The sequence below is a fragment of the Hahella sp. NS-SX17 genome, assembly GCF_057367735.1.
The window spans coordinates 3999431-4017543 of record NZ_CM170632.1 but is presented as its reverse complement, the minus strand read 5'-3'; the positions used below and the strand labels follow the sequence as shown (position 1 = coordinate 4017543).

At 51.3% G+C, this 18113-nt stretch carries 16 protein-coding genes and 1 pseudogene; 13 read left to right on the top strand and 4 right to left on the bottom strand.

Annotated features, from left to right (window positions below):
- Positions 1-74: 74 nt before the first annotated feature.
- Both AC2IBB_RS17900 and AC2IBB_RS17895 read left to right on the top strand, forming a co-directional pair.
- Complete coding sequence (locus tag AC2IBB_RS17900) at positions 75-2294, top strand: NADP-dependent isocitrate dehydrogenase (RefSeq protein WP_486328125.1); 2220 nt, start codon at positions 75-77, stop codon at positions 2292-2294.
- A gap of 200 nt (positions 2295-2494) precedes the next feature.
- Positions 2495-2713, top strand: coding sequence for a hypothetical protein (locus tag AC2IBB_RS17895; RefSeq protein ID WP_431685627.1), 219 nt, complete (start codon positions 2495-2497; stop codon positions 2711-2713).
- On the opposite strand, the gene AC2IBB_RS17890 is transcribed toward AC2IBB_RS17895, so the two are convergent.
- Genes AC2IBB_RS17890 through slyA form a run of 3 tightly spaced genes read right to left on the bottom strand, consistent with a single transcriptional unit; the run spans position 2707 to position 5293 of the window.
- On the bottom strand, positions 2707-3741 hold the full coding sequence (locus tag AC2IBB_RS17890) for a DUF2955 domain-containing protein (protein ID WP_486328124.1): 1035 nt from the start codon (positions 3739-3741) through the stop codon (positions 2707-2709). The genes AC2IBB_RS17895 and AC2IBB_RS17890 overlap by 7 nt on opposite strands.
- A gap of 12 nt (positions 3742-3753) precedes the next feature.
- On the bottom strand, positions 3754-4812 hold the full coding sequence (locus tag AC2IBB_RS17885; protein ID WP_486328123.1) for an HlyD family secretion protein: 1059 nt from the start codon (positions 4810-4812) through the stop codon (positions 3754-3756).
- 25 nt (positions 4813-4837) lie between these two features.
- Positions 4838-5293, bottom strand: a complete 456-nt coding sequence (gene slyA, locus AC2IBB_RS17880; protein ID WP_431685624.1) for a transcriptional regulator SlyA — start codon at positions 5291-5293, stop codon at positions 4838-4840.
- A gap of 218 nt (positions 5294-5511) precedes the next feature.
- On the opposite strand from slyA, the pseudogene AC2IBB_RS17875 reads away from it, so the two are divergent.
- From AC2IBB_RS17875 to AC2IBB_RS17860, 4 genes and pseudogenes are all read left to right on the top strand, one after another.
- Positions 5512-5577, top strand: a pseudogene (locus AC2IBB_RS17875) (hypothetical protein); the annotation flags it as partial.
- A gap of 218 nt (positions 5578-5795) precedes the next feature.
- Positions 5796-6341 (top strand): putative adhesin, encoded by a 546-nt coding sequence (locus tag AC2IBB_RS17870; RefSeq protein WP_486328122.1) that lies wholly within the window; start codon positions 5796-5798, stop codon positions 6339-6341.
- A gap of 289 nt (positions 6342-6630) precedes the next feature.
- Positions 6631-7458, top strand: coding sequence for a phytanoyl-CoA dioxygenase family protein (locus tag AC2IBB_RS17865; protein ID WP_486328121.1), 828 nt, complete (start codon positions 6631-6633; stop codon positions 7456-7458).
- A gap of 233 nt (positions 7459-7691) precedes the next feature.
- Positions 7692-13007: a DUF4011 domain-containing protein gene (locus AC2IBB_RS17860; RefSeq protein ID WP_486328120.1), complete on the top strand. Its 5316-nt coding sequence runs from the start codon at positions 7692-7694 to the stop codon at positions 13005-13007.
- A gap of 87 nt (positions 13008-13094) precedes the next feature.
- Here the strand turns inward: AC2IBB_RS17860 and AC2IBB_RS17855 are convergent, their stop codons facing one another.
- Positions 13095-13316 (bottom strand): tyrosine-type recombinase/integrase, encoded by a 222-nt coding sequence (locus tag AC2IBB_RS17855; RefSeq protein ID WP_486328119.1) that lies wholly within the window; start codon positions 13314-13316, stop codon positions 13095-13097.
- Between the two features lie 464 nt (positions 13317-13780).
- On the opposite strand from AC2IBB_RS17855, the gene AC2IBB_RS17850 reads away from it, so the two are divergent.
- The 7 genes from AC2IBB_RS17850 (at position 13781) to AC2IBB_RS17820 (ending at position 18079) form a co-directional block, all read left to right on the top strand.
- Positions 13781-14578, top strand: a complete 798-nt coding sequence (locus tag AC2IBB_RS17850; protein ID WP_486328118.1) for an AlbA family DNA-binding domain-containing protein — start codon at positions 13781-13783, stop codon at positions 14576-14578.
- Between the two features lie 65 nt (positions 14579-14643).
- Positions 14644-15042, top strand: coding sequence for a helix-turn-helix domain-containing protein (locus AC2IBB_RS17845; RefSeq protein WP_486328117.1), 399 nt, complete (start codon positions 14644-14646; stop codon positions 15040-15042).
- Between the two features lie 22 nt (positions 15043-15064).
- Positions 15065-15652 (top strand): IS630 family transposase, encoded by a 588-nt coding sequence (locus AC2IBB_RS17840; RefSeq protein WP_486333974.1) that lies wholly within the window; start codon positions 15065-15067, stop codon positions 15650-15652.
- A 12-nt stretch (positions 15653-15664) separates the two neighbouring features.
- A complete protein-coding gene (locus AC2IBB_RS17835; RefSeq protein ID WP_486333973.1) occupies positions 15665-16255 on the top strand; it encodes an ATP-binding protein in 591 nt (196 codons plus the stop codon).
- Complete coding sequence (locus tag AC2IBB_RS17830) at positions 16218-16835, top strand: hypothetical protein (RefSeq protein ID WP_486328116.1); 618 nt, start codon at positions 16218-16220, stop codon at positions 16833-16835. Before AC2IBB_RS17835 ends, AC2IBB_RS17830 begins: the two co-directional genes overlap by 38 nt.
- Positions 16836-17025: 190 nt before the next feature.
- Entirely contained in the window at positions 17026-17556 is a 531-nt protein-coding gene (locus AC2IBB_RS17825) for a hypothetical protein (protein ID WP_486328115.1), read from the top strand.
- Between the two features lie 61 nt (positions 17557-17617).
- A complete protein-coding gene (locus AC2IBB_RS17820) occupies positions 17618-18079 on the top strand; it encodes a hypothetical protein (protein WP_486328114.1) in 462 nt (153 codons plus the stop codon).
- Positions 18080-18113 lie beyond the last annotated feature (34 nt).

Sequence of the window (18113 nt, the reverse complement as noted above, 5' to 3'; positions counted from 1 at the left end):
TATAAAAAAGCGACGGTCAAAAGCTGTTCGTTTTGCCACACTGGGTGACCTTGCCACAAACCTAGGGGGACTTAATGCCTAGTAATTCCAAAATCGTCTATACACTTACTGACGAAGCGCCTCTACTAGCAACCTATTCTTTTTTGCCGATCATCAAGAAATTCGCCGCAGCTGCGGGCGTAGACGTAGAAACCAGCGATATTTCCCTGGCGGCGCGAGTTCTCGCTAATTTCCCTGAATGTCTCTCTGAAGATCAGAAAGTGCCTGACGCATTGGCGGAACTGGGCGAGTTGGTCAAACAAGCTGACGCCAACGTCATCAAACTTCCTAATATCAGCGCCTCTATCCCGCAGTTGAAAGCGACAATCAAAGAGCTTCAGGAGCAGGGCTTCAACGTACCCAGCTATCCAGAAGAGGCGACGACTGAAGAAGAGAAGAAAATCGCACAAACCTATGCCAAGGTCCTGGGCAGCGCGGTAAACCCGGTTCTGCGCGAAGGCAACTCCGATCGTCGCGCGCCTGCGGCGGTTAAACAATACGCCCGTAAGTACCCCCACAAAATGGGCAAATGGAGCCAGGCTTCCCGCACTCACGTTGCGCACATGCGTGAAGGTGATTTCCACGCGACGGAAAAGTCCGTGATCATCGATCGCCCCATGGTCGCCAAGATCGAATTCGTCGGCAAAGACGGCGCGGTGCAACTGAAGCGCGAACTGAAGCTGCAGAAAGATGAAGTACTGGACAGCATGCGTCTGAGCGTAAGAGAGCTGTGTCAGTTCCTGGAGCAGGAAATGGAAGGCGCGCGTCGCGTTGGCATCCTGCTGTCTCTGCACGTGAAAGCGACCATGATGAAGGTGTCTCACCCCATCGTATTCGGTCACGCGGTGAAGGTGTTCTTCAAGGACGTGTTCAAGAAGCACGCGGAAACCTTCAAAGAGCTTGGCGTTGAACCCAACAACGGCATGGGCAACGTGTACGAGAAAATTCAACAGTTGCCGATGTCCAGACGCGAGGAAATCGAGAAAGATATCCTCAACTGCTTCGAGCACCGTCCAGAACTGGCGATGGTGAACTCCGACAAGGGCATCTCCAACCTGCACGTGCCTTCTGACGTTATCGTTGACGCTTCCATGCCTGCGATGATCCGTGAAGGCGGCAAAATGTGGGGCGCGGACGGAAAACTGAAAGACACCAAAGCAGTTATCCCGGACTCCAACTACGCCACCATCTACCAGGAAGTCATCAACTTCTGTAAGCACCACGATGCGTTCGATCCCACCACCATGGGCACCGTGCCTAACGTGGGTCTGATGGCGCAGAAAGCGGAAGAATACGGCTCCCACGACAAGACCTACGAACTGGACGCAGACGGCGTGATGCGCATCGTCGACGACCAGGGCAATGTGTTGATGGAGCACGAAGTAGAGAAAGGCGACATCTGGCGCGCATGTCAAACCAAAGACCTGCCTATCCGCGACTGGGTGAAACTGGCGGTTACCCGCGCTCGTCTGTCCGGCATGCCGGCTATTTTCTGGCTGGACGAAGACCGTCCTCACGATATGAACCTGAAATCCAAAGTTGTCGAGTACCTGAAAGAGCACGACACTGAGGGGCTGGACATCCATATCATGGGCTACGACGTCGCTATGCGCACCACGCTGGAGCGTCTGCGTCGCGGCAAAGACACCATCTCCGTAACCGGTAACGTGCTGCGCGACTACCTGACTGACTTGTTCCCCATCCTGGAACTGGGCACCAGCGCGAAAATGCTGTCTGTCGTTCCATTGATGGCGGGCGGCGGCCTGTTCGAGACCGGCGCTGGCGGTTCTGCGCCTAAGCACGTACAGCAGTTCGCGGAAGAGAACCACCTGCGTTGGGACTCTCTGGGCGAATTCCTGGCTTTGGCGGTTTCTTTCGAAGACATCGCTGTCAAGACTGGCAACAAGAAAGCCGAGATTCTGGCCAAGACGCTGGACAAAGCGACAGAGAAACTGCTGATGAACGGCAAGTCGCCTTCCCGTAAGGTGGGTGAGCTGGACAACCGCGGCAGCCACTACTATCTCGCGATGTACTGGGCCGAAGCGGTTGCTGCGCAGACTGACGACGCTGAACTGGCGGCGCAATTCGCCCCTCTGGCCAAAGAACTGGCGGCGAGTGAAGACAAAATCGTCAGCGAACTGCTGGCCAACGAAGGCACAGCAGTGGAAATGGGTGGCTACTACCACGCAGATCCAAAACTGGTCAGCAAAGCCATGCGTCCAAGCAACACACTGAACGCGCTGATCGACGGCTAAGCGACTTTCGGCGCTACGTTGCTTATGTAAGTCGTCAGTGACGTCCGCCGAACAGGCTTAAGAAAAAGGGAGCAATCGTTGCTCCCTTTTTTCGTTATGGCTATTTGCTTGTAGAAACTTATGGATTGTCTCTCATGCAAAGGCGAGAAACATAAATCGCATGATCGATCATGCAGAAGAGGCCGAGAGGTTTTATAAAAGTGGAAAATGAAGTGGTTTGGCGTAGTGGAAAGCCGGAAAAAAACGGCGCTTATGTTGTTGCAATATTGTATGAAGATGGTTTGGGTGTAATTTCTGTTGATAGATATAGTCTGAACAGAGGTTGGTCTTCGGACGATAATGTCATTGCTTATATACCTTTCCGCGAAGTTATCACTGCTGCGAAAGTGGAATGGCCAGAACACTTGACGCCTCAATGACTAAACCGCGTCGCCGCAAACTGGTTCAGCACGCGATGTACCAGATAAGTGGCGAGTAAGGTCACTACGATGGCGAAGAAAATACTGCTGATTCGGTAGAGCCCGCTGAAAACCAGGTCGTTGGTGGGGGAGAGATACTGGCCGAACAGGATGCCCAGTGTGGTCAGTCCACCGAACCCCGCCCCGGAGCCGCTGGATTCTTTGACATGCAGATAGCTGAAGAATAATGCGCCGATCCACAGTAGCGGGATCACCAGCAGCAATACGCCAGTCCAATCATACAGAATCACCTGACACAGCAAGCCAAAGGCGACGCCCAGCAGAGTCCCCATGGCGCGTTTGCGGGCGTAGCCCAGCGCGCCGTTCCAGTGCATGGGAAACAGCAGCAGTAAGGTGGTGGCTTGAGCGGACATGGAGTCATTCAGATCGAATATCTGAAACACCAGAAACGACAGGGTCGCCAGCGTCGCGCCCATCAGCGCTTCATGGCGCATACGATGAGATCCCTTTGGCTCAGTCGGTTGTGGAGGAGGCAGGCGAGGGGAGGCGTCCGGTATTAAAAAGGTGGCAAGATAGGCGATCAATACGGACAGCAGTCCCGCCAGAATGTTGCTGACCACCAGATCATTCAGGTCCACCCCAGGATAGCTGGCGAAGTGCAACATGATGCTTAAACTGAGCACGCTGTTGGCGCCGAACAGAAACAATGGGCCTTTGGACATGCAGGCGAATTTATACAGAAACAGCCCGAAAGCGATCAGGGTCATGATTCCGGGATGCGCGCCGAACAGGCCTCCCAGCAGAGCGACTTCCAGGCCGCAGATCGCCGATGACGCCACCAGCTGGCGCGCCAGGTGCGCGTTCATCACCGGCGCCAGACCAAGCAGCAATACCGGCGTGACGGTGAAGAAGACGCCATAGTTCCAGCCAAACAACTTACTGATAGTGAACCCCAACACCGCGCCGGTGGCGATGCGCAGGCTCTGACGCAAGTCATTCTCTGAGAGTGGATGATCCCATAATCGCATAACAGCGCCTGCTTAGTAGATGTAGTGCAACAAACTGAGGAAACGAATCTGCGCCTTGGCGAAGGTGGAGAAAATCGCCCCATCCGGCAGCAGCTGCACCGTGGCGCGTGCGCCGGACGGCAGTTGTTGCGCATCAGTAGCGTCCAGTTGCAGATGCAAACGCATACGCTGCGCATCGCGCACCCAGCGGTTGGATTGCGTGGGCGTCGCCAGACGACCGTCTGCATCGAACTGGCCGGCGCTGACGCCGGCGTCGAGACTGCTGACGCGGGCCTGGAATACCTGTCCGGGTTTGCCGTCGAAAGCGACCAGCGCTTCATTGTTCAAATCAAAGTTACGCAGACTTTTTTCGCGAAAGTCAGCGATGACGTCCAGCTCGTCTGATACCAGAGCTACCAACGGCGCTCCAGCGACGGCGTAAGCGCCCGCCTCAAGTTGCAGGTTGGTGATAACGCCATCTTCCTCCGCCTTTATCCGGGTGTAGGAGAGATTCAAATGCGCCTGTTTCAACTGGGTTTCTGCGGTGCGAATGGTCAGGTTGGCGTCGCTCAGTTCGCCCCGGCTGACAACCAGTTCCTTCAGGTGCGCCTTTACTGACGTTAACTTCGCCTGAGCGGTGGTTGCGTCGCTTTCCGCTTTGTCCAGCTGCTGCTGAGATACGACATTGCGTTGGAACAAGGTTTTCAAGCGCAGGGCTTCGCGGTTTTTCTGACTCAACGTCGCCGATGCGGCTTCCACATCCGCTTTGGCGGCGGCGATGGAGGCATCCAGTTGCGCGTTGTTTTGTTTAACCCGCTCCAGATTCAGCTGCGCCTGCTCGACAGCGATCTTGAAAGGCTCTGGGTCAATGTCGAAGAGAATATCGCCTTTGCGCACTGGCTGATTATTCTCTACATAAACCGCTGTGATGGGACCGCTGATGCGCGGCGCCACCTTGGTGACGATACGCGTCGCCATGGCCTGCGGCGTCAGCGGCATGGCGATGTCAGCGATAAGAAAGTAGGCGAAAACAAGAACGAAAGCGATGCAGGAGTACTTTATCCACTGCGCGAATTTTTGATCGGGGGTCATACACTCTTACTTCTTTCAAAAGGGACTACGGGTTCTGAAACTCAAGGGCATTCAAGGCGATTTGTTCCAACATGACGCCGAGCTTTTTCTGATCGTCTTCACTGATTTGATTCAGCAGGCGCCGGCGCACTTTGAGTATGTGGGCTTCCATTTGCGTGATCAGTGATTTGCCGGCATCCGTCAGGCTCACGATGCGCGCCCGTTTGTCGTGAGTACAACAATGCCGCTGGATAAGAGATTGATCCTCCAGCTGCTTTAACGTGCGCATCAGCGACGCCAACTCAATTTCCAGCGCCTCCGCCAACTGCTTCTGGCTGATGTTGTCGCCCAGACGCTGCAGCTTCAATAACGCGGTCCAGCGCGGGTAGGTCAGACCCAGTGGGGCAAGCTCCCGGTCGGCAGTCATCTTCCAAAGGCGTGAAACGCGGCCAAGCTGCTCCGCAAGGGAAAGATCTTTGAAGGTATTGGTGGGAGGGTTCATGGCGTGGCGCTCAAATTAGTTAGCATGCTAAACAATATAATATGCTTAGCAAGCTAAGTAAATGTGAGAGGCGGAGAAATCTGGTAAGGAGAAGTACGCAGACAGCGGATTTAGGTAAACGTTACCGTTTTCGTATAGTCAGTCTCGGTCTAACGTACTGATTTCATTACTATGGATATCGATACTACCAACCCTGGGCGGGAGGGTGGCTTACTGCCGATCCTCAAGGGAAGATCGATCATATGAACCTGTTCCAGGCCGTTAACAGTCCGGCCAATAAATAGGTCAGCCAAAAAATAGACCCACCCTGATTCTTTTTACTTTTCCATAAACGACAGGGCCGATCCTATCTGGCCCTGCTCGCCGCTGCCGGGAGATTAAATTTACTCCCAACTAAAACGTAACGATTTGTAATGTTGGTGACGGGGAGCGCTTTAGAAAGCTCGCTACCTGTATTGATAATTCTTATCAACACATCAACAGCAAGAAAAAGGAAAACAATATGGAAGTCTATTTGATTGGACATGGCGGCTGGCTGGAAGAAGATGGTTACTTCGATATGCCGAGAAACGTGGTGCTCCACTTTTACTGTCCTCACACCAAAAAATTCGACAGCAGTTGGGAGAGTGCGGTCAGGGCCGGGCAGGCTGTCGCGCATCCGGACTTCAGCCATGAAAGAGGTCCTCAGCGTTGTCGCAACTACCGTCTGGCGCACCCTGGCGGCATTAAATCCAAAGTCGGCTACGACTCACTGCATCCCCTGATTCCCCCACATTATATCGGCGCTAACTTGCGTGATCAGTTGAACTGCGCCGTTAAAGATCGCGTTACCCACTGGTACGTACACCTTAAAGATATCCTGAATTCCATCAGGCCCAATGGCGCTGTCTGTCATGTGCATTGGCTCGCCTGCCGCGACGACCTGAAAGGCATCGCGTCGGACTTTAAAAGAGAAGCTCAGGGCATGTATGGCGGCATTTACGGCGGTGAGCCGAAAAAAGCCGTCGGCAAGCTGGACATGAGTAAATTCCAGCTGAAACTCGGATAAGAAATCGATCGCCGGCAAGACTGCTGTCCGGGGAGCATTCCTCGCTCCCTGGTTGTGAGTGGTTAGCCGGCGTTTTTCAATTGAATACGCCTTGGTTCACCTCCCTCTGCTGTCCGTCATATCCTTCTCAACTGCTTTTAGTTTCTTGCATAACCAGCTGATAAATTTAAAGTTGTCGCGAATTTAACGCATCCGTTACACTGGCTTGAATTTATCTCCCCCTATCCCGGCACTAAGCGTGATAACCAAAGGCGTGGGCTGCTTGGGATATCAGACAAGGACTTATGAGATGCTGTCAGAACAACAAAAAGCCCAGTATGCAAAGGATGGTTATCTACTGTTGCCGGATTTGGTGACGCAGCCGGAGCGTGAGGCGTTAATCGCACGCGCATACGAGATCATCGAAGAAGATGCTCTGGAACAAGCCGCCCGTTTCTCCACCATTGATCGCGCCCAGATCAATAACGCGTATTTTCTCGGTTCCGCGGAAACGATTCGCTGCTTTTTCGAAGAGGAAGCCTTCAGTCCTGAAGGTGAGTTGTTGCAGCCGCGGGCGCAGTCCATCAACAAAATCGGCCATGCGCTACATGACTTCGACCCGCTCTTCAGACGCTTCGCACAACGCCCCGAGTTCGGCGATCTGGCCCGTGATCTGGGACTGTCACAACCTGCGCTGTATCAGACTATGGTGATCTTCAAGCAGCCGCGAATCGGCGGTGAAGTCACCTGGCATCAGGACGCCACGTTCTTCTACACCGAACCCAGCAGCGTCATCACTTACTGGTTCGCCCTGGAAGACGCTACCTTGCAAAACGGCTGTCTCTGGCTGGAGCCCGGCGGTCATCAAGGCCCCTTGCGCGAACGCTATTTGTGCGAGCAGGACGACCTGCGCATGCAGCCATTGAGCGACCAGCCCTGGCCAACTGACAGTGGAACGCCTATGCCGGTCAAAGCCGGCAGTCTGTTGGTCTTCCATGGCCATCTACCGCACTACAGCGCCTCCAACCGTTCCGACAAATCCCGCATCGCCCTGACATTTCATGTAGTCGACGGGGCTTGTCAGTATGCGCCGGAGAATTGGCTGCAGCGGGGGAGGTTGGGGAGTTTTTCATTATGAGGTTGTGAGAATTCGCCTGATTAATAATCATAGAAGGCTGTTTTCGAGCCCGGCTTACGCCGCGGCCATGACTCAGGACAGGCAAGCCGGTAATAAAGTTCTGCGTGAACAACTCAAATCCCTATACTGTATTCAACAATCCCTGGCCTGAGAAAATGTTACTCATTTATACCGCGGCCAGGGGCTGATCGCCGCCGTTTTATAGATGTATTGTCGATATGAGGGACAAACCCATGTCTGGTCAGGACGCGTCACCGCTCAAGATCCACGCAACCTTAGTCGAAAAGATCAATTTTGCTTGCCATCAGAGCGCTTACGCCCTGTTGCGCGAGTTGAAAATCGAGAATTCGGGCGCTGATGATCTCCACCATCTGGTGGTCACACTGGACGCCGCGCCGGCGTTTCTTAAAAAGAAAACATGGACGATAGACAGTCTAGCGGCGGACGGACAAGTTGTGATCAAGGATCGTGACCTGGAGTTGGACGGCGGTTTCCTGTTTGGTTTGACCGAATCCATGCGCGGGAGCGTGACGATTCGCGTCAATTGCGGGGATGAGCTGCTTGCCGAGCAGGCGGTTAACGTTGAGTTGCTGGCCTGCAATGAATGGGGCGGCGCAGGCTTTATGCCGGAGCTTTTAGCCGCTTTTTGTACGCCTAATGATCCCGCTGTAGATCGTTTGTTGGGACAGGCCGGTAAAGTGTTAAGGGAAGCGGGTAAACCGGACGCCATTGACGGCTATCACGCTAAAAGCCGCGAGCGGGTATGGCTGATCGCCTCCGCGATTTACTCCGCCATTGTCAAACTACAAATAGGGTATGCGCTGCCTCCCGCCAGCTTTGAGCGCAACGGCCAAAAAATTCGGCTGCCGAATCAGATAGAAGCCAACAAGGTGGCCACCTGTCTGGACACAACGATGCTGTTCGCTGCGGCGTTGGAGCAGGCCGGGCTTAATCCCATCGTGGTGTTAACAAAAGGGCATGCGTTGGTGGGGCTGTGGTTGCAGCCTGAGGATCTGGCAAGCGTCCTGGTGTATGAAGCAGAGGTTTTTCGCCAGCGCATCCCTTTGAAAGAGCTAATTTTAATCGAAACCACGCTGGTGACGTCGCATCCCGCCGCGCCTTTCTCCAAAGCGGTGCAGGCCGGGAGCCAGGCGGTGTCGTTGGAAAAAGACAGCGAGTTCGTCGCGGCCATTGATATTCGCCGGGCGCGGGCGCATCGCATAAATCCAGTCAGTCTGCAGACGCCGCGATCCCAGTTCGATGAATCCGTCAGTGAGGACGAGAGCATAGAGCCGGGGTTGGAAGAGGCGCCGTCGTTGCCCTCCTATTCCGTTCCCGACGAGGAAGATCTTTCCGATAGCAGCCCAAGCGGTCGTTTAGAACGCTGGCAGCGCAAGTTACTGGATTTATCCGCGCGTAACCCGCTGCTTAATCACAGGCCCGGCAAAACCAGTCTGGCTTTTGTCTGCAGCGATCCCGGCGCATTGGAAGATGTTTTGGCGACAGGGGCGCGAATTTCTATCGCGCCGTTCCCCAAGTTTCATGTTCAGGAACAAGATCAGGATATCTATCGGCAACGCACCGGGGACGATTTGAAGGAAGAATATGCCCGGGATGCGCTGTCGAAAAAGCAGCTGCTGGTTGAAATTCCGCAAGAGGAACTGGATAAGCGCGCGGTTGAAATATATCGCAAAGCGCAGACCTCCCTTAAAGAAGGCGGCTCTAACACCCTGTTTCTGGCGATTGGCTTTCTACTCTGGAAACAGAAGGACAAAGACGACCGTCGCTACCGCGCGCCGTTGATCTTGTTGCCCGTTTCTCTGGAGCGAAAATCCGTCCGCAGTGGCGTTAAGATGACCGCCAGCGAAGACGATCCCAGATTCAATACGACCTTGCTGGAAATGCTGAAGAAAGACTTCGGTATTGAAATTAGCGGCCTGCATGGGCCGTTGCCGCAGGATCATAGCGGCATTGACGTGGAAGGCGTCTGGAACAAAATCAGGCAGGCAATCAAGGACGTGCCGGGATTCGAAGTAGTGGAGGAGGTCGTCCTTGGCCATTTTTCTTTCGCCAAGTACTTGATGTGGAAAGATCTGGTGGATCGCTCCGAGTCCCTGAAACAAAGCGCGGTGGTGAAGCATCTTCTGGAAACGCCAAGAGAGCCTTACGAGAGCGATATCCGCTTTGTTGACCCTGGGGATATTGATAAAGAGTACACGCCGGCGGATTTGCTGACGCCTTTGCCGGCGGACTCGTCTCAGATGTCCGCTATCGCCACGGCGGATAGGGGCAAAAATTTTGTCATCATCGGGCCGCCGGGAACGGGGAAAAGCCAGACCATCGGCAACCTTATCGCCCACATGATGGGCAAAGGCAAGAAAGTGCTGTTTGTGTCAGAAAAAACTGCGGCGCTGGAAGTGGTTCACCGGCGACTGAAAGACATCGGCCTGGGCCATTTCTGTTTGGAGTTGCATTCTAACAAGGCAAAAAAAGCCGACGTCCTGAATCAGCTGCGCACCTCCTGGGAGAGTTTTTCTCAGTCGAAGGTCAATGAGTGGCAAGCGGAGGCGGAGCGACTAAAGGCGCTGCGTGATCGACTAAACCAAGTCGTCAACGCCCTCCACAAACGCCGCCGAAATGGCTTGACGGCTCACTACGCCATCGGCGTTAAAGTCCGTGATAGCGAGCTTGCAGCGAAGGCGAAGCTAAACTGGCCTAATGCGGACTATCATGATGACTCGCAGTTGCAAAAGCTGCGGGAAGCCGCGGAGTTGCTGGGCATTCAGGCAAAAGCCGTGGGCGAAATGGTTGATCACCCATTGCAAGTTATTGCTCATTTCGATTGGCGTCCCCAATGGCAGGAAGAGGTGGTCAACGCCGCCAGACAATTACAGGTCGGCGCCAAACAGGCAGCGAAAGACCTGACTGTATTTGAGGGCGCTCTGGGAGTTAGCTTTGGCGGCGCCGACTTGTCTAAGCTCGGTGCGGTGGCTGAACTGGGGCAGGTATTGCTGGATTCCTACAGGACACAGGCGTCGTTCGCCCTGGAGCCGGACGGCCCTGACCGTCTGGAGGCGCTGGAAGAGGCGGTTGGACAGCTAAAAATCTATATCGACGCGCAATCCAGGTTGAGTTGTAAGTATGAGGCTCTGGCGTGGAAGAAGCTTGATGCTGACAGTCTCGACGTCCAGTGGCGGGACGCTAATCAGACATGGTGGCCCAAAAGCTTTTTCGCCAAACGAAAAGTACTGAAACAGATGCGTCAGCATGGCGCGCTGGGTGATCCAGACCCCAACAACGATATCCCGGTTCTGAAGCAGTTGCGAACCACAGGCGACCACATTGACCGTCTGGATGGAATGCTGAAAGGGTTGCGCGACTGGAACGTATACGACTCAGAGCCCGATGTGATCGCGTCTCTCAAACTGCTGGGGTCTCGCGCTCGCATCGCGGTGAGCAAGCTCGCCGACGACGCGGATGGGTTGATCTTCCTGCGATCAAAAATCAGGGGGCTGCTGTACGACGCCAACGACCTTCTGGCCCCGGAGGCGATCATTGGAAGAGGCATTACGGATTTGCTGGCGTCACTGGAGCGACTCAAGGCGATCAGCCAGCCATTTGAGGGCTTGATTGGCAATACGCTGAATGGGTATCTACCGAGCAATACGCCGGCGTTAGAGGCGATGGACGCGCTTTGTCAGGGAATAATTGAACATCATCACTCCATGAAAGACTGGTGCGGCTGGGTGCGCAGACGCTCCGATGCCCTGGATCATCAGATGGGGCCGTTGGTGGAAGCGGTTGAAAAAGGCGATGTAAACCCTGAGGACGTTATCGATATTTTCGAAGCCGCCTATTGCGCCTGGTGGTCTTCAGCGGTGATTGGCGAGGATGAAATCCTCAGAACTTTCTCGTCGCCGGAACATGAGTCGGCCATTCTCCACTTCAGAGATCTGGACACCCAATTCAGTGAACTCACGGCGCAGTATATTGCGGCGAAACTGGCGGGTGATATTCCAGACCCGGACGACATCAAACGCAGTTCATCCTGGGGCGTTTTACGTCATGAGCTGCAGAAGAAAACACGGCATAAGCCGGTTCGGGAGATGATGGAGGAAATTCCCGATGTAGTGACCTCTCTGGCGCCTTGTCTGATGATGTCGCCGCTATCCATCGCTCAGTTTCTGTCGGCGGAGCAAGCGCTGTTTGATGTGGTTATTTTTGACGAAGCATCGCAGATTACGGTTTGGGATGCGGTAGGCTCTCTGGCGCGGGGCAAGCAAGTCATTGTCGCGGGCGACCCGAAACAGATGCCGCCCACTAACTTTTTCGCCCGCTCCGACGATGATCCTGATGGAGATATCGACGCTGAAGGCGATCTTGAAAGTATCCTTGATGAGCTGATCGGCGCCAGTATCCCTCAACGGGTGCTGAACCTGCATTATCGCTCGCGTCGGGAGAGCTTGATCGCCTTCTCCAACAGTCGCTACTACGACAGCTCCTTGATCACCTTCCCAGCGCCGGTGCATCCAGACAAAGGCGTTTCATTGGTTCGCCCGGAAGGCTTCTACGCCCGAGGCAAAGCCCGCCACAATCAAGGCGAAGCGAAGGCGATCGTGGCGGAGATTGTACGCAGAGTCACCTCTTCTGATGCGAAAGTGCGCGCTCAATCCATTGGCGTGGTCACGTTCAACACAGAACAGCAGACACTGATTGAGGACCTGCTGGATAAGGCCCGCTCCGATGATCCGTCTATTGAATGGGCGTTTTCCGAAGAGTCGACCTTGGAGCCCGTATTCGTGAAGAACTTGGAGACGGTTCAGGGAGATGAGAGGGACGTCATACTGTTCAGCATTACCTATGGCCCGGATGAAAGCGACCATGTGACGATGAACTTCGGGCCGCTGAATCGCAATGGCGGAGAGCGACGTTTGAACGTGGCGATGACCCGGGCGCGCTCTGAAATGATCGTCTTTTCGACGATGACGCCGGAGCGTATTGATCTTTCGAGAACGCAGGCCAGGGCGGTGGCTGATCTCAAGCATTTTCTTGAGTACGCAGAGCGGGGCGCTTCCGCTTTGGGCGCTGCGGTTCACGGTTCAATCGGCGATTTCGAATCACCCTTTGAAATTGCGGTAGCAAGAGCCTTGCAGGAAAAAGGCTGGATCATTCATCCCCAGATTGGCGTTTCCGCCTACCGCATCGATTTAGGCATCGTGCATCCTGATGCGCCGGGCCTGTATCTGGCGGGCGTCGAATGCGACGGAGCGATGTACCATAGCTCCCCATACGCCCGTGAGAGAGACAAAATCCGCCAGGCGGTGCTTGAAGGGCTAGGGTGGACGCTGTTCAGAGTCTGGTCAACCGACTGGTGGACGAACAAGGCCAAGGCGTTAGAAGACCTTCACGCCATGCTACAGCGCCACCTCGAAAAAGTGCGTGAGGAAGAGGCACGGAAGGAAGCTGGCGAAGAGGCCAGTGCAACGGCCGTTGACCTATTACCGGAGAACGTCACCGAAACATCAGACGCTGAACAGAACGCGCCGTAGCAAAGCCGCCTTATTGCTCATGACTTCCAGACGCTTGCCATTGGACATCTGACCCGGCAGATGAGAACGCGCTTGGGTGCTGTCACTTTACTGAAATCTGTCCAACGGGCTTTTCGTTCCAGCATAGTGCCGACCTAGTACATGTGTGTAGTTCTGTGTGGAACTGACATCATTGTGACCAAATAACTCCTGAATCGTCCTTGTGTCAGTGCCTGACGCCAGCAAATGTGTGGCGAAAGAATGTCGGAAAGTGCGGCGGCTCACCCAATGGCTGATTCGGCATTTTATGGTACAGAAAGACAAGCGCATTCAGAGCCACTTTATCCAGGTTAAGTAGGCCTTTTCGGTTCTGATGCTGCATCCACGAAGACAAATCTCTCTACGTACAGACTCTAGAAATGGGCTCGCCAAATCACCACTCTCCATGTGAAACAAAGGCTGACCATGTACAGCATATCGACGAGTTGCCAAGAAACGTGCTCGTTTTGTTGGTACTACTTGCACAGATTGTCATCTTGTTCCATTAGAAAAGTTAAGGAATTAAATAAGCTAGATGCAGGCCCATTTAAATAACGGGGCCAGGTGGGCAAGATATATGTGCATGCTCGTTTTCCCAGCGAACGAAAGGAGTCAATTGCAGTGATTTTCCAATGGCATCATAGGGCTGGAGGATGTATCTTCAGGAATCAGAATTGGAAAAACGCGGATGCACGTTATGCAAATGTTAGCCCCAACTCACTGAACGAATTCCGTAATTTGTAATAGAGGATCATATGGAAGTAAGAAAAATTGACCAGGACGAACTTGATTCACTTCTTGCCTTAAATGAAGACCACTTCAATGACTTAAAAAGCAAAAGGATTATCCCAGGAAAATTGCAAGAGACATTCGTTGCTTTTGCTAACTCAGATGGAGGGGATTTATACATAGGGATAGAGGATAAATCTGAGACGGGTGAGCGAGTCGTAGGTTTCGGAGAGCAGGAAGAAGCCAACGGGTTGATATCAACACTTTTGGAAGAAACTAATCCTGCTGTTGAAAATGTCCTTATTGAGTTCTTGGAAGCTGAAGGAAAGGGCCTGATTTTACATTTTGGCATCCCCAAAAGTCCAAAAGTTCACTACACAGCTTCTGGAGACTGTTACATTAGAATTAACGCTTCCAAAAAGAAAATCAAAGGAGAACGGATTACTCAACTAGGCTATTCAAAAGGTGCAGAACCATATGAAAGAAGGGCTCTAGATAACGTCGACATAGAGGATATCTCAGAGGGCGATCTGCTCTCTTCATATATGGAGAGAGTCGGCACACATTTAGAGGCAGAAACATTTCTAAGAAAGCAGCGATTGTTAACAAAAAAAAATGGTGAAAGAATGCCAAATGTTGGCTCTGTACTTCTATTTGATGATGAACCTCAGGCCACCTTGGAAACACGGTGTGCTGTAAAAGTTTATAGATTGAGGACAACTGAGACTGAGTATAAACGAGAACAGCTTGAAGAAATGCCAGTAACGATAAATGGTGATATAGAAAGCGTAATAGAGAGAACTATTAAGCAAGTTTCTAAGTAGCCAAATAAAAATTTCCTAATAAAATAGGCGACTTACGACCACCCGAACTGATCATATTTTGCACCGTGAAGTACGTCAATCATCTTAAGCCTGCCGAAATCAAAACACTAACTGATGGATTCCGTTACAGCCCGAGCTCCCGCTTCCGTATTCGCTGTCACGCCATATTGCTCAGCAATAAGGGGTATAAAATCGATAAAGTTGCCGACATTATCGACTTCCACCGCAACACCATTTCGATCTGGATTGAGCAGTGGGAAAGCATGGGAATATGTGGCCTCATTAGCGACGCCTCCCCGGGAAGGCCGCCCATTTACACGGAGCAGGAACAAGAAAGGGTTTGTAAGTGGATTGACGAGCAGCCCCAACAACTACGAGACGTCCAGATACGTCTGGAGAAAGAAACTGGAAAAAGCGCTAGTCTGGAGACCGTTAAACGGAACTTAAAAAAAATCAAAGTATAGCTTCAAGCGATTCCGCTTTTCGCTGCGCGCGCTTCGGGATGAAGACGCCTTCCGCCAGTTTCAGGGCTTTGTGAAAGATCTTCAATCCTGGGAGGATGCGGGCGAAATCGAGCTTTACTACTTTGATGAATCAGGCTTCAGTCAGCGTTCCAACTTACCTTATGGCTGGAGCCCTGTGGGGAAGCCGACGCAAATGAAATCCTATCCACACAATAAGAGACTGAACGTTCTGGGGTTTATGAGCCGCCGCCAGAAGCTGATATTCCATACAACCGAGGAGCGGGTGGATTCCGCACAAGTGGTGGCGCTTTTTAATAAACTGGCGGAGAGTAAAGATCCACTAAAGAATGCTGTGGTGCTCCTGGACAACGCCTCCGTGCACCGATCTGCAGAGTTTCGTCGGCACAGGTGGGACTGGATGGACAAAGGCATATGGCCAATCTATTTGCCGAAATATTCACCGGAGCTAAACCTGATAGAGATCTTGTGGCGAAAGGTGAAGTACAGCTGGCTGCCTTTGGATTCGTATGAGACTTTCGACAGGCTGAAAGAGTCAGTGAACGACATCCTGTCAAAGTTTGGACAGGAATATAAGATTAATTTCGTTTAAGTACTTACTTATATTGATGGCGCCTCCTTTCAGGACGCGGGAAAACTTGTAAAGCTAAATTATCCGTCAGAGGCATTAAAGGAAATTCTCGTAAATGCTGTTATCCATCGAGACTATAGCCTGAATGATGATATTCATGTAAGAGTTTTTGATAACCGTATTGAAGTACAGAGCCCAGGAAAACTTCCGGGCTATATGACGCTAGATAATCTTTACGATGAGCGATTTTCAAGAAACCCCAATGTTGTGCGTATGCTACACAACCTCCCAGATCCGGTTAACCATGACATTGGAGAGGGGTTAGATACCGCTAAAAATGAGCTTAAAAAAGCTGGGCTCGTTGACCCAGTATTTGAAGAAAAAGAGAATGCTTTCATTGTGACCATTAAACATCAGAAGCTTGCGTCAGTAGAGGATGTCATTCTACAGTATTTTGCTGATAATCCCAGCTCATCCATATCAAATAGGCTTGTAAGGCAGCTTAGCGGTGAAGATGACATGCAAAAAGTTAAGCTCGCTTTGCAAAAGTTGAGAGCAGCCGGTGAGATAAAGCTAGAAGATGAAAATGCATCTGCCTTTAATTACCGGTATATCAAGGCATAGGGCTAACAATTCAAAGCGCGCGGACTTGGACAATCTACCCCCCTTTTTCGCTTGCGCAAAAAACGCCGCCAACTTCACCAGAGGTTATGCATTAATCATGAATCCAAGCGTTTACCTCTATAATGAGGGAAATAATGTTTACGAAATTTACCTGGGTGAGTGTTCAGTACTAGATGGTTTGTCGCTGCTCGAAAAGAGCCAAGAGATCGTCATTACGAATTTTGGTGCAACTTTATATAAAGATTATGGCTGGGCAACGGAGGCAGAATTACCATCACTAAGTAGTGTTGGTGAAGTTATAGCTTTCTTAGAAACAGAGGGCGAGCTTGGAATCATAGATTTTGAGGCGTCGTTATCTAATTTATGCAAGTTTAGCTCCCATGACGATGGAGAGTGCACTTTTACTTTTGAGTCAAAAAATGATTGTATAGCCACCCTTAAATTGGCTGCGCCATTGCAATATAGTGATATGCTCATAAACCAGTTAATCAACAATAAAGGGCTGTATTTGACTTGCAGCTCCAACGGCGCCGTTAATAAATACAGCTCATTTACAGAATATTGCAAAAAAAATACATAACAAGGCGTGCTGTTCGTGTGGTGAAAGGTGTTTTTTTGCTGAATCCACAGAGCTTTAGAGTTTTGGATAAGCCGGATTTATTTGATGACGAATCCTAACCTATGCATCAGCGAGGCCGGTTTTCCGTCGCTGTAGCGCCTCCAAATCAGCACGTTACACTAACTTTAGAAGCCCGAATATGGAGACATAAATGAGTGAGTTTAGCGAAAGTTACCACCTGCGTACTAAGAACAAAGAAGAAGGAAAAGATTTATTAAAAAGGCTTGGTGTCCGTGGGGTAGTGTTTGATGAATCCAATAACTGGGTAACAATACTGCCGGAGGGCGATTTAAATTCACAAAAAGTTAATGTCGCTGCTAACTATAGTGGTATGGTTCTGCACTATATGTTTGCAGAGGATCACGCCTGGGTTGTGAATTTGTTTTCTAATGGCGTTTTGATAAGTGCATATGTGTGTGCATGGGACCCGGAAATGTATCTTGAAAAAGATAAATTAGATGTTCAACGCTTTGTCGACTTGCTAATTGATCAGGGCGATCGTGAAAAGCTGATTCAGCTATTTTCTCTGGACACATTGGACGATATTTTTAGCGAGGCGCCTGCTTATAAATTTGCTGACCTTCTCGGTATTGAACATTACCAATGGCTGGCGGGGCATGATATACCTCGGCATGGCGAAGAAATTGTAAGAAGTAATCCTGGAGCTGAGTTGGTTGGCTAGTTCGCCTCTAACAGTCAGCAGTAAGTGACCACTGTGCTCGGCGTTATACACCTTGAGAGTTATGAGCAATTACATAAGAATTGAACGAATCCCGTATGAAGAACCTTACCATGTGCAGCTTGTTTGGAACGCATCCAATAGTAGTGTTTCAACGTGCTTCGAATATTATGACAAAGCGGATTCATTAAAAGAAATTGCTGGCGGGTTAGAAAATTTTCCCCGGCACAGCAGTGACGTTTTCTTATATGAAATTGGCTCTGAGAAACCCGAAGATAATTTTGCGTACTATTTCAGGCTTAGAGCTTTTACTACTGATTCACGTGGTAGCTCGGCGCTTCAAATTCGATTTAGCAACAACAGAGATTTACCATACCGAGAAATAGTCGAATTCTGTATCGAAGCAGAACCAGCAGCTATAAATAGGCTCGGCAAGCTCTTTCGAGAATTTTCACATCTAAATCAAGAATACATGGCTTGGTCAGATACTGAATCATTTATAGGCAGAAAATACGAATATATATAACAAAGCCAAGGGCAATTGCCCGTGCGAAAAGCGC